Below are 12853 nucleotides of genomic sequence, written 5' to 3'. Positions count from 1 at the left end.
ATGGCCTAAGGACGAACGAGACCTGGCTGGTCCGACATCGCGTCTCGGATTTTTTGCCAACCCGTGTCGGGAACATCAGGCGCGGATGGTGTGGCCGAAGCTTCTAAACTGCCGCAGGCATGCGCCCGCGTGTTGGTGAGGGGCCGATTGACTTCTCGTGCTGCGATCTTCCTTCGGGTCACGAGCGGGGGCACTGTGTATCGTGCCGCCGCACTTTCGCGGAAACGTTGAGGGGCTCATTGTCTTTCCAGACGGGTTCCTAGCGTCGCTCAATCGGTCAATGGCAGTGCGTGTTCGATCCTGTCATCGTGATAAGCGTAGGCCAACATCACAGGATGCATCCGCTGCGAGCCGATTGGGCATAGGCCAACAGCCGGGGGTCGGCCTTGGAGTGCGCCTCGCAAAAGCGGTCTATGATCCGGATGACTTTCTCGCTGTAGTCTCGCTGCCAGTGTCCCAGCCCATGCAAAGCGCTCTCCTGGCAAGCAAGCGAGTTGAGGTGCAGGATGCGCTCCATGGTACGCAGCGCGCAATCGTGGAGAGTTGGAAGGTCTGGGTCGCCAGAAAGCGCCAAGCTCGGAAACACGTCCCACCACATGTAGCAAACACAGTTTAGTGTTCCGGCGTCGGCTTCGCTCAGGTGAGACAAACTGGAAACGCAGCGAGGCTCAAACAATTTCGTAAATAGATTAGCGACAGAAGTAACGCAGCGGATCCGGTCTTCGACCGGCACATCAGTTGAACAAAGCCATCTGTTATCGCCGCAAGCGCTCGTATTGACGAGGTAGGTCAAGCCTTGTGCTATTTGGCTGTCAGCAAATCCCTGTAACGCTGGCTCCGGGTCGTCAAACAGTCGAGTGAGATAAGATACGGCTTCCATCGGCGGCGGATCCCACCAATCATGGTCCGGGTCGAAGTACCAAGGTGTCTGCTGAAAGCGAACTTCGCGTCCAAACGAGTGTTCGAGCCAACGATCAAAAGCGAGGCTCTGCAAACGCATCACAAAGGCCCGAGCCAGCGACAGTCGCGGTCATGATGAGGCCCATCGCTATGAACGTCCGCGGAGCTATCCCGTCCATATCGGCCTAGTAGAGGCATTGCCGGACCCAGTAGCCACCGCTCACTCGTATCCATTGGCATCGACTGGGGGGAGGCTCCTTGATGATCGGCCATCCGTGAATGTCGATATTTGTTGGCGCGGTTATGCCGCGCCAAAAGACCGCATTCGCTTCAGAGGAATGGAAAAGCAGAGGTCCCGCAAGGCAGGTAGCGGCCACGCAAATCAACAGGAAGCGGCTCATTTGTCTTATCCCGCTGAGACATCAATGTCTGCCGATCCTATGCCAGGTATAGGGTGAAGCCAAGGCGCAGAAATCTTGGGCGAATGTGCTGTGTCCAGACGCAAGGTGTGCGTGAAAGTTCGGCGCTGGATTCAAAGCCCTGCGGCCACAATCGCGCGTAACAGTCTCGCGTAGCTATAACCAATATCTTCCCGCGTCGTCCCCATGCGCAAGATCACCAGTTTGCGCGAGGGGACGACCGCTATCACCTGGCGGAGGTGCCCTTGCAACAAGAACGTGTCGGCGGGGAGATCGAGCCCTTGGCCTCGGGCCAACCAAACCTGTCCGCGACCATAGACGGGACCGCGGCCCTACGATCTTGAGGCGAGCTGCAATTCATCGTGACGGGCGATGAGGATCCAACCGCTTAGCCCAATATCGCCAAGGCCAGAATGCCGACGACGAAACCGAAAAGCCTAAGCGCCCAATGCATGAATTTTTCCCCGGCCGGGAAGTCCTTTTACTACGTCATCCCGATGGTCCCAATCTCAGATTGTATTGGTGCTTTTTGAGCCAATCGCAGAGGCCTCGACGCTTTGACTCAAATCAACGGTGGTAGCCGTGATCCGACTTCATTTCCTCGGCAATGTCGTCACAGGAGGTCAGCATGTGGCGGTTCTCGGTTCTGGCAGGAGTTGCGCTTGGCTTGGTGCCCGTTTCAGCTCGAGCTGCCGATTGCCGGGTCGTCGGCGAGCCCTCCGGCTTCGGCGTCGACATGACGGCTTTCTTTGCCGTCAGGTCTGGTGAAACCTGCAAATTCCCGATCCGAATTCCAGGCATGATGGCGGCTTCCGGCATTTCGCAGAAGCCCGCGCGCGGAACGCTAAGGCAGGTCAACATAACGACCTTCACCTACACGGCTCCACGTGGCTACAGGGGCAGCGATACGTTTGCCATCTACGGTTCAGGACAAGGTCCGTACGGTTCGGGCAGGTCAGTCATCACGGTGAATGCAACGATCCAGTAAAAGCCACGGGGCGCCAGGCCGCTTGCTGATGTCAGGCGCGCCCGACGGTTCAGTTGCATTGCGTGAAGGTGCTCCTCAAATCGCCGCCGTCGTTCGCATGGGCCGCTCGGTCTGAAATAAGGAAGGCTACGAGATGCGCATGCTTTATTGGATGATCCTGGCGGGGGCGACGATTCTCGTGGTCGTCCCAGCCACGGCTCAACGCTACGACCCGCGTTACCCGGTCTGCCTGCAGTCGTGGCACAAGCGGGGCCTCATCATCGTCGACTGCAGCTATACGTCGATGGATCAGTGCCGGATGACGGCTTCGGGACTCTCGGCCATGTGCCTGGAGAACCCATATTGGCGGGGATCGCCGGGCCACAATTCCCGACGACGCCAGGGCGGTGTCTACTAGAAGAACTGATGACAAGCCGATGTACGGCGGCAAGCACGCGAGAAGTGGTCATGCTCACTCTCGGGTCTTGCCGCTCGTACAGCTTCAGTGTGGACCGAATGATCAGGTCGGCGTCAGCGATGACTGGTTAGCGACAGACCCACACTCCGTTCACCAGCACACGGGCGCACGTTGGTGCCGCCACAGCGGCTCCTACGGTCGCTGCACCTACGGCGGCTCCACCCACGACTGCGCGGCGGGTTGTCCGGCGCGCGACGCCCGCAACGCTCGCGGGAGTCGCCGGTCGCCCAACCCTTGCCTGTGCGCTGTCGACCGAGACTGACAGCCCATGCTCCGGCGACCACTGCACGGAGCCGATCGCGGAGCAGGCAATGATCGCTGCCCCAAGCCACCATTTCATACAGGTATTTTTCATAGCGACCTCCTTTGCTTACACAGATGAATTGCCAAATAGAACGCGCCGCGTTCTCGAAACGAGAGGCGGATCACTGCGAATTTCGAGTCTTGCTTGCTCCCCTCAACCGCGTCGCGCTTGACGGCGACTTCACCCACTCCGCCATCTGGATGCAGGTGAGAAGATCAACATAGCTCTGGCTTCCGCCGCTCGTGGCTTCCCCTTCGCAGCTGTCGCGAAGGGAATTGGGAGCCGCGCCCCAAACCGTGTTGAGCTGTTGCTGTGCAGCCGTCTCGTCGCGCATGCAGTCGGCAAAGCTCTGTGGCAGGGCGAGTCCATTTGCCTTGTCGTCAGCCGTGGTCGCCTTGCACGTCGCCTCGACCTTCAATTCGGGGACCCGCTCGGAAACGGGGATCACAAACAATTGGCTTCCGAGGAGTGCTGCAAATAATGCTGCCATCTTCATCTTGAGCTCCTTCAAGCCCTGTCAAACTAACCACCTTGAGCTGCCACTAAGCGTCAGAACTGGCCTGGCTGAGTTGGAGGGCCAGGCCAATCGGATCGCAGGTCGTTTCTGGTGTTGTGACCAAATAGGTCTTGCGTGCAGGCAGACTGCTCGCGCAACAGTCTGCGAGAGGAAGCTCGAGCGCGTGGCTCACATCACCGATCACCGGGGGCTCTCCGACCGCGAACCTTGCGAAATAGGCTCTCAACAAGCGGTCGAAAGTCGACTTTGCCTGACTAACGTCAAGGCAGAAGTCTGCGGCAATCCCACCCAGTGCTTGTTGCACCATGGCCTGCCTCCTCGAAGCAGTACACTACCCGGATGCCTCTTGTCCTCGTCGTCAGTAAGAGACGAGCCGCGATCGATCGGTTTGATCCATCTCAAATGACTCGCGCTTTTTTTGAATGGGAGAAGGATCGATCGCCCATGGGTATCAGTCGTGATCAAGGGCGCAACAGAGCCGCCGCTGGCCTCCGGAGAGATCGCTCATCCGCTTCGGCGGCGCGATCGGCATCGGCGGCGCCGGCGAAGCCGACCTGCGGGCCCGCTGCCGCAACCTGCGAGCGGAAGCAGCCGACTTGGCAGCAGGATGTGGTGGGAGGGGCACGATGCAGCGCTATCGTATCGCCTTTTCGGATACAGGGAGCCGGGAGTTTCCGGCAAGACCGCTCCGATCGTGGTGCCATGCGGGGATGTCGTGACCACGCGTGCGGAAAACATTTCCGCTTTTGATCCGTCATCGGGTCATTTTGATCTATATCAAGTTCTTTTTCCGTCGCTGGCAAATGATCTCTCTTCATTTGAAGGGAGGCCTTGCAATGAGCACTTCCCGATCCTTCACAGTTTCCGCATTTGCACTAACACTCATCCTTTCAGCGCCGGCATTCGCACAGCAGACGCAACAAGCTGCACCGCCACCCGGTTCACCCGCTGCAACCATCACCATCCCCGGCGACCAGCTTCCGCCCCCGCCGCAAAAATTCGGCGGCAAGATCGAACGCGACGCGAAAGAGTCAAAGCCATATTGGCCGGCGCGCGTGGTTCCGCCGAAGGGCGCGCCGAACGTTCTGCTGATCATTACGGATGACGCAGGCTACGGCGTGCCGAGCACGTTCGGCGGCGTTATCCCGACGCCCGCGCTGGATCGCATCGCGCAGAACGGCTTGCGCTACACGAATTTCCACTCGACTGCGCTGTGCTCGCCGACGCGCGCAGCACTCATCACCGGGCGCAACCATCACTCGGTCGGCTACGGCGTGATCGCCGAGCAGGCCACCGGCTTCCCCGGCTATGACAGCATCATCACCAAGGACAAGGCCACCATCGGCCGGATTCTGTCGGACAACGGCTATCGCACCGCGTGGTTTGGCAAGAACCACAATACGCCGGAATACCAAGCGAGCCAGGCAGGTCCGTTTGACCAATGGCCGACCGGCATGGGCTTCGAATATTTCTATGGCTTCATGGGTGGCGATACCAACCAATGGGAGCCCGGCAATCTCGTCCGCAACACCACGCCGATCTATCCCTACGTCGGGAAGCCCGGCTGGAATCTGGTGACGGCGATGGCCGACGAGGCCATCGACTACGTCAATCGCATGAACGCGCTGTCGCCGGATACGCCGTTCTTCGTCAAATTCGCGCCTGGCGCAACGCATGCCCCACATCACCCGACGCCGGAGTGGGTCAAGAAGATCGGCGACATGCATCTGTTCGACCAGGGCTGGAACAAGCTGCGCGACACCATCTTCGAGAACCAGAAGCGGCTCGGCGTCATTCCGCAGAATGCGAAGATGACCCCATGGCCGAAAGACCTGATCAAGGAGTGGGATCAGCTCTCGGCCGATGAGAAGAAGCTGTTCATCCGCCAGGCGGATGTCTTCGCCGCCTATGTCGCATACGCGGACAATGAAATCGGCCGCGTGATCCAGTCCATCCAGGACATGGGGAAGCTCGACAATACCCTCATCATCTATATCGAGGGCGACAACGGGACGAGCGCGGAGGGGCAACCCAACGGCACGCCGAACGAAGTGGCGATGTTCAACCAGATCACCCCGTCGGTCGAGGACCAGCTCAAATATTTCTACGACGTCTGGGGCACCGACAAGACCTACAATCACATGTCGATCGGCTGGGCCTGGGCGTTCGACACGCCGTTCTCCTGGACCAAGCAGATCGTCTCCCACTTCGGCGGCACGCGCCAGGGTATGGCGATCTCCTGGCCGGAAGTGATCAAGGACAAGGGCGGCGTCCGCAATCAGTTCCACCACGTCATCGACGTCGTGCCGACCATACTCGAGGCTGCGCAGATCAAGCAGCCGGAAGTCGTCGACGGCATCAAGCAGAGCCCGATCGAGGGTGTCAGCATGATGTACACGTTCGATGCCAAGAACGCGAACGCGTCCTCAACGCGCACGACGCAGTATTTCGAGATGTTTGCCGATCGCGCCATCTATAACGACGGCTGGATCGCCAGCACCAAGGTTTTGCGGCCGCCGTGGGTGACTGTCGCGAAACTGCCGAGCCCGGGCGACTACCCCTGGGAGCTTTACGACCTGCGAAACGACTGGACGCAGGCCGAGGATGTTGCCGCTGGGAATCCCGACAAGCTGAAGGAATTGCAGGCGCTGTTCTGGAAGGAGGCGGAAAAGTATCAAGTGTTGCCGCTCGATTCGACGGTGGCTTCGCGCATGATCACTCCGCGTCCGAGTCTCAGCGCGGGGCGCACCAATTTCGCCTGGACACGCCCGATGACCGGCACGCCGAATGGTGACGCGCCGAGCCTTCTCAACGCGTCCTACACTTTCAAGGCCGACGTAGACATTCCGCAAGGAGGTGCCGAGGGCGTACTTGTGACCCAGGGCGGCCGGTTTGGCGGCTATGGCCTCTATGTCCTGAAGAACAAGCCCGTGTTCACGTGGAACCTCGTCGACCTCAAGCGCGTGCGTTGGGAGGGGCCGGAACTCACGCCGGGCAAGCACCTGATCGAGTTTGACTTCAAGTACGATGGTCTTGGTGCGGGCACCATGGTGTTCGGCAACTATACCGGCATCGGACAAGGCGGCACCGGAACGCTCAAGGTCGACGGCAAGGTGGCGGCGACCGAGAAGATGGAGCACACGCTTCCGTTCATCCTGCAATGGGACGAGGCGTTCGACATCGGGTCCGACACCGGCACGCCGGTCGACGATAACGACTATCAGGCACCGTTCGCCTTCACCGGCAAGATCAACAGGCTCACGCTCGACATCGACCGGCCCAAGCTGAGCCCGGACGACATCAAGCGCCTACAGGAGACCGCGCGTGCGGCGGGCGATGGACCATCGGCCGACGACGGAAAGACCGCTTCGGCCGGACCACAAGTCGGGACCGTCGGCCTGAGCCTTGTCGACAAGATCCAGCTCCGAATCGACAAGCGAGAAGGTTGCCGCAAGCAGGCCGAGGCCCAGGGTCTGAGCATGGTCGACCGCGTCAAGTTCGTCCAGCAATGCGTCCAGCAGTGATGCTGGGCGCGCGAATAGTTCAAGCGACGAACAGAGGAGGGGCGCTCAAGCCGACATCAAGATCGGCACAACTCAGCGCCCCTCGGCTGCCTCACTCAGTATCGCGGAAAGGTGCCCTAAACGGGAGTGCTGCAAAATGTTGACGAAACGCGAACTTCTTGGCTCGGCCGCGCTGGCTGCGATCACTGCTGCGGCAACGAAATCGATTCCGGTGTTCGCCCAGACGAACACCGACCGCCCCCGTTTCTTCGCGGCTAAAGACATTGCCGAGGCGGGTTTCATCTACGGCTTGCCAATCGTGATGAACTACGCCGTGATGTACGAATACGCCGTCGACCGTAACTCGGGTCAGTTCAAGGCTCCCTTCAATCAGATCAAGAACGAACCCAACGTCTACACCTACAAGGACACCGCGGTCATCACGCCGAACAGCGACACGCCCTATTCGCTTCTGTGGATGGACCTGCGGGCCGAGCCGATCGTCCTTTCTGTGCCCGAGGTGGACCCGAAGCGCTACTATTCGGTCATGCTCTGCGACGGCAATACCTACAACTACGGCTATATCGGCAGCCGCGCCACCGGCAGCGAGCCGGGCGACTACATGGTTGTCGGGCCGGATTGGAAGGGAGCGATCCCGCCCGGGATCAAGAAGGTATTCAGATCGAGCACCCAACTTTCGGCTGCAGCGTATCGTACCCAGCTTTTCAATCCCGATGACGTCGAGAACGTCCGGAAGGTGCAGGCCGGGTACAAGGTCCAGACGCTTTCCGCCTATCTGAATCAGCCGGCGACGACTGCCGCCGCGGCCATTGACTTTCCCAAGATCGACAAGGAGCTCGTGAAAACAAACTTTTTCGAATATCTCGACTTCGCGCTGCAGTTCGCACCGGCGCAGGAGAACGAGAAGGAGATACGCGCCCAGCTTGCGCGCATCGGCATCGGGCCGGGCAAGACCGTCAACTTCAAGGACCTCTCGCTTGAGGACAAGCTGGAGATCGGCCTGGGCATGAAGGAAGGTGAGCGCAAGATCGACGAAGCTGTCGCCAGTGCCGGCAAGGAGATCAATGGGTGGCGGATCAGCTCGATGTTCGGTGACAGTGCCTTCTTCAATGGCGACTGGCTGAAGCGCGCGGCCGGCGCGAAGGCTGGAATATACGGCAACGATGCGGAGGAGGCGACCTATCCCATGACGCGCCTCGATAGCGACGGCCAGGCGCTGGACGGTAGCAAGCACAACTACACCCTCACGTTCCCGTCAGGTCAGTTGCCGCCCGTGAAAGCGTTCTGGTCAGTGACGATGTATGACGGCAAAACGCAGTTGCTGATCAAGAATCCCATCGATCGCTATCTGATCAATGCGCCGATGCTCCCGAACCTGAAGAAGAACGCGGACGGGTCACTGACGATTTACATCCAAAACAAATCGCCTGGCGCCGAGAGGGAGTCCAACTGGCTGCCTGCGCCAGACGGTCCGATCTATCTCGCGATGCGGCTCTATTGGCCGAGAACCGAGCCACCATCGATCCTGCCCGTCGGACAGGAGACATGGCAGCCTCCTGGGGTGAAGCGGATGTCATAGGGAGGTCCTGGACAGTGGGACCGCCGGAGACGGCCCACAAGAAAATAGCAACTGGCTGCGTTTACGGAGGACTTCGTCATCTAGGAGGATTCTGCAATGAATACGAGCAAACCTTTGCTCGACGGAGCTATGAGATTCCTCCAATCAAGCGGGTGGCATGAATTCGCTGTCGGCGGCAGAGACCTGCATGTGGAAAGGCATGGAGATCGCAATGGACCGTTCTCGCCGCGGCCGCCGAGGCCGGGGCGACCGGTCTTGTCCTTTTCGTTAGGCCGTCATGGTTCGCGTGGGGCCCGATCTTGCGGGCGGTAGCCCAAGGCAGCTCCGTCGCGTTGAGAGGAAATGACATGTACAAGACGCTTGGTTTACTTGTGCTGGCAGGCACAATGGGCGGACTGACGGTCGGCCGCGCCCAAACCGCGCAGGAAACGCCCCAGAGCATGCTCGCGGCACAGATACGCATGCAGGGTTTTGCCTGCGACAAACCACTCGGCGCCGTCAGGGATCGGCAACGATCAAGGCCCGATCACGCGGTGTGGGTGCTGAAATGCAGCAACGCGAGCTATCGAGTAAGCCGTGCGCCCGACATGGCCGCCAAGGTCGAGACGCTTCGGTGACGAGCGTAACCGATCTAATGCCGGTCACACCTTCGATCGACCAGCTCGGCCAGATCATCGCCAACGTCGCCGCGCCTGCGTTCCTGCTCGGCGCCGTCGCCGCCTTCATCTCCGTACTGATCTCCAGGATCAACCGGGTGATTGACCGCGCGCAATTCATTCACGGCATTGGCGCAAACGACTCCGCAAGGGCGTTCGTGAAAGCCGATCTGCCGCGGCTCCAAGAGAGGGCGAGGCTTCTGAACCGATCGCAGGGCTAGTGCCGGTGATCCTCAGCTACTTGCAAGGGGTTGTTTTTCAAGTTTGTCGGGCGGGGCGCGAGCGCGGAAGGATTTTGCGGTCCGCTCGTCTTTCTGGCGCCGCGGCCGGCGTTCGGATATGATCCTGTCCGCGCTGAGGACATCAAAATGGCAGGGATCCGATCCGGGCTCGTCATCATGATAGCTTTGTTGCTGTCAGATTCCGTCGTGGTGGCGCAGCAGACGGGACCACCTTGCACCGGTGACATCAAGACGCTGTGTGCGGGCATTCGACCCGGCGAGGGCCGGATCAAGGCCTGCATCAAGTCTCACTTGAAAGACGTGTCGGAGGCCTGCCAGGACCGCCTGCTCACGGTGGCGGTGACCGGAAAGACCTGCAAGGCGGATGTCGCCAATCTGTGTGCCGGTATCAGGCCTGGTACCGGCGGCATCAGGGCATGCATCAAATCGCACATCGCAGAGCTGAGCGAGCCTTGCAGGGATGCGATGTCCCGGGCCGCGGCGGGCAGGAAGCTGCTCGGCGGGGATCTCTAGCGAGGCACGCCACTTCCCATGAAAACTCGCCATGAAAAAAGGCCGCCGCATGTTGGGAGTGCCGGCGGGAAGATCGTCTGGCCGGAACCTCTAAACTCCCGCCAAATTCAGCTGATGAAATATCAGAACGGACACCGGTTGTAGGTGAACGTCGTCTGCTTTCGGTCGACGGTGATCGTCCGGACGAGCTTGCCCTTGCTGACCCCGAGCGTGACCCGTTCCTTCGAAGTCTGGCCCTCACTGGCGCAGTTCATGGAGATTTCGTAGCGGTCGCCCACTGCGCGGACGTTCGTAAACTTGCAGGCCATTTCGATGGCGAGGAACTCCCGCGACGTGTAGGTCAACAGACCCTCGGCGGCCCCGTCGGGATTGCCGCAGATCTTCTTGTCGTCCAGGTACCAGCGCCCGATGAATTTCGGTCTGGTCTCGAACGCCGTCATCGCTTGCGCGTACGCCGAAGGGCAGAGTGCCTTGAATTGCTCGAGGTCGACCGGATAACCGGACCCCGAGCTGCCGTCCAGGTAGGCCCGCTCGCCCTTCTTGAAGATCCTGTACTCGGGACTGTACTGAACGGCGTCGTGATCAAGGTTCGCTCCCGCAAAAATCCGCTGTTCGCCGCGAAGGTTGGTGAACTGCGCGGTGCGGCAGTTGCCGATCAGCACATCGTTGATGCGGACGTCTTTCAGGGTTCTCTCGACGCAGGCCTCGCTCTGTTCCAGGGAGTACTCGACGCAGAATTCCTTGGCGTTCTGCCGCGTGTGCTCGACCTTGATCGAGGCCTTTTCGGTATCGATGCCGTCCATCGCCTTGATGGTCACCAACATCCCGGCGCGCGTGCCGTACGGAATCTGGCCGGCGGCTTCGGATGCGTCAGGGACGGCGGTGCTGAGCAGGATTGCGATAGCCAGGGAACGAGTGGCGGCCGCGTACAAGGGATGTCTCCATGGCAGGTCATGCATTGCGAAGCTCTACCGAACCACGGGAGCGCACATGTGGATCGTCGTTGGGGTGGTTAATCGATTCGGAACAGCGCCGCGACCGCTTTGGAGCGCGGCCCGGCGGTGGCCTGCGGTAGTTGCACGTGTCAGCGACGCTAACGAGGAGAAAACCGACTGTCGGGTGAATTGTTCGCGACGACGGCCCGCTCGTGACGCAACTCGCATCAACGCGATCTCCACGCTTGCGTGAAGCGTCGCCGACCGGAGGCCCAACTGTGGAATGATCTGCTTATAGCACTGATTTGCCCGACGCGTCAAGCGAATTTCGTAAAATCCGTAGCGTCGTGCGGGTGGCCACCGGCTACTGTGCATGGGGTTGTTTTCAGGTTTTGGTGGCGGGCCCGCAAGCGCCCGCCTCGTCGCGCAAGAAAAAAGCCGCCGAAACCGGCGGCCTTTCGTCGTTTTGATGCGGATCCTTACTCCGCGGCCTGCTTGCGCGGCGGATCGAGCGCGCCGGAGTCGTGGATGTCGGCGACCTGATGGTCGGAGAAGCCGAGCACCTGGCGCAAAATCTCGTCGGTGTGCTCGCCGAGTAGCGGGGAGCGGGTCACGTCGCTGGCCGAGTCCGACAGCTTGATCGGGTTGCCGACCGAGATGTACTTGCCGCGAGTCGGGTGATCGACCTCGACCACGGTGCCGGTGGCGCGCAGCGACTGGTCTTCCGCGATCTCCTTCATCGACAGGATCGGGCCGCAGGGGATGTCGTCCTTGTTGAGGATCTCCATCGCTTCGAACTTCGTCTTCGTCATCGTCCACTTCTCGATGCGGGCGAAGATTTCGTTCAAGCGCGGCAGGCGGGCCGGGGGCTTGGCGTAGTTCGGATCGGTCTTCCAGGTCGGCTCGCCGATCACGTCGCAGATCTTCTCCCAGACCGGGGCCTGGGTGATGAAGTAGATGTAGGCGTTGGGATCGGTCTCCCAGCCCTTGCACTTCAGGATGCGGCCGGGCTGGCCGCCGCCGGAATCGTTGCCGGCGCGCGGCACGGCATCGCCGAACGGGATGCCTTCGCCGAACTGGCTGTATTCCTTGAGCGGACCGTGGGCGAGGCGCTGCTGGTCGCGCAGCTTGACGCGGGCGAGATTGAGCACGCCGTCCTGCATCGCGGCGGTGACCTTCTGACCCTTGCCGGAATGCGTGCGCTGGTAGAGCGCGGTGACGATGCCGAGCGCGAGATGCAGGCCGGTGCCGGAATCGCCGATCTGCGCGCCGGTGACGAGCGGCAGGCCGTCGCGGAAGCCGGTGGTGGAAGCGGCGCCGCCGGTGCACTGGGCGACGTTCTCATAGACCTTGCAGTCTTCGTACGGTCCGGGGCCAAAGCCCTTGATCGAGGCGACGATCATCTTCGGGTTGATGGCGTGGATCTTCTCCCAGGGGAAGCCCATGCGGTCGAGCACGCCGGGGCCGAAGTTTTCGACCAGCACGTCGCACTTCTTGATCAGCTCGGTGAGAACTTCCTTGCCCTTGGGGTTCTTGGTGTCGAGCGTGATCGAGCGCTTGTTGTGGTTGAGCATGGTGAAATACAGGCTGTCCACGTTCGGGATGTCCTGCAACTGGCCGCGGGTGATGTCGCCGACACCCGGACGCTCCACCTTGATCACGTCGGCGCCGAACCACGCCAGCAACTGCGTGCAGGTCGGGCCCGACTGGACGTGGGTGAAGTCGAGAATGCGAACGCCCGTAAGCGCCTTTGTCATCGTATTTGCTCCGTACTCTATCTGGTCTGTCTGCCCCCGCTCACCGCAGGGAATAATGGGTG

Annotated in this window: 11 protein-coding genes; 7 read left to right on the top strand and 4 right to left on the bottom strand. The window is 60.5% G+C overall.

Translation table 11 applies throughout. The features are described from left to right. Positions 1-328: 328 nt before the first annotated feature. Positions 329-1000: a hypothetical protein gene (locus KUF59_RS28785; RefSeq protein ID WP_212455571.1), complete on the bottom strand. Its 672-nt coding sequence runs from the start codon at positions 998-1000 to the stop codon at positions 329-331. Positions 1001-1947: 947 nt separating this feature from the next. Between KUF59_RS28785 and KUF59_RS28780 the strand changes: the two genes are divergently transcribed. Beyond that, positions 1948-2307 carry a hypothetical protein gene (locus tag KUF59_RS28780; protein ID WP_258767268.1) on the top strand — a complete coding sequence of 120 codons (360 nt, stop codon included), beginning with the start codon at positions 1948-1950 and terminating at the stop codon, positions 2305-2307. Positions 2308-2440: 133 nt separating this feature from the next. Continuing rightward, positions 2441-2704, top strand: coding sequence for a DUF3551 domain-containing protein (locus KUF59_RS28775; RefSeq protein ID WP_258767267.1), 264 nt, complete (start codon positions 2441-2443; stop codon positions 2702-2704). Positions 2705-3189: 485 nt separating this feature from the next. On the opposite strand, the gene KUF59_RS28765 is transcribed toward KUF59_RS28775, so the two are convergent. Further along, positions 3190-3564, bottom strand: a complete 375-nt coding sequence (locus tag KUF59_RS28765) for a hypothetical protein (RefSeq protein WP_258767265.1) — start codon at positions 3562-3564, stop codon at positions 3190-3192. Positions 3565-4421: 857 nt separating this feature from the next. Between KUF59_RS28765 and KUF59_RS28760 the strand changes: the two genes are divergently transcribed. The 5 genes from KUF59_RS28760 (at position 4422) to KUF59_RS28740 (ending at position 10099) form a co-directional block, all read left to right on the top strand. Next, positions 4422-7109 (top strand): arylsulfatase, encoded by a 2688-nt coding sequence (locus KUF59_RS28760; protein WP_258767264.1) that lies wholly within the window; start codon positions 4422-4424, stop codon positions 7107-7109. A gap of 136 nt (positions 7110-7245) precedes the next feature. Next, positions 7246-8688 (top strand): DUF1254 domain-containing protein, encoded by a 1443-nt coding sequence (locus tag KUF59_RS28755; protein ID WP_258767263.1) that lies wholly within the window; start codon positions 7246-7248, stop codon positions 8686-8688. A 347-nt stretch (positions 8689-9035) separates the two neighbouring features. Beyond that, complete coding sequence (locus tag KUF59_RS28750) at positions 9036-9305, top strand: hypothetical protein (RefSeq protein ID WP_258767262.1); 270 nt, start codon at positions 9036-9038, stop codon at positions 9303-9305. Continuing rightward, positions 9302-9565, top strand: coding sequence for a DUF2721 domain-containing protein (locus tag KUF59_RS28745; protein WP_258767261.1), 264 nt, complete (start codon positions 9302-9304; stop codon positions 9563-9565). The genes KUF59_RS28750 and KUF59_RS28745 overlap by 4 nt, the downstream gene beginning before the upstream one ends. A gap of 147 nt (positions 9566-9712) precedes the next feature. Further along, positions 9713-10099: a hypothetical protein gene (locus tag KUF59_RS28740; RefSeq protein ID WP_212455566.1), complete on the top strand. Its 387-nt coding sequence runs from the start codon at positions 9713-9715 to the stop codon at positions 10097-10099. 122 nt (positions 10100-10221) lie between these two features. Here the strand turns inward: KUF59_RS28740 and KUF59_RS28735 are convergent, their stop codons facing one another. Together KUF59_RS28735 and frc are read right to left on the bottom strand one after the other, a co-directional pair. Beyond that, positions 10222-11031, bottom strand: a complete 810-nt coding sequence (locus tag KUF59_RS28735) for a hypothetical protein (RefSeq protein ID WP_258767260.1) — start codon at positions 11029-11031, stop codon at positions 10222-10224. Between the two features lie 482 nt (positions 11032-11513). Continuing rightward, positions 11514-12791: a formyl-CoA transferase gene (gene frc, locus KUF59_RS28730; protein ID WP_212455564.1), complete on the bottom strand. Its 1278-nt coding sequence runs from the start codon at positions 12789-12791 to the stop codon at positions 11514-11516. Positions 12792-12853 lie beyond the last annotated feature (62 nt).

Origin of the sequence: Bradyrhizobium arachidis (genome assembly GCF_024758505.1) — a bacterium.
In the GTDB taxonomy this organism is placed as follows: Bacteria; Pseudomonadota; Alphaproteobacteria; order Rhizobiales; family Xanthobacteraceae; genus Bradyrhizobium; species Bradyrhizobium manausense_C.
This window is presented reverse-complemented; position numbering and strand designations above follow the sequence as displayed.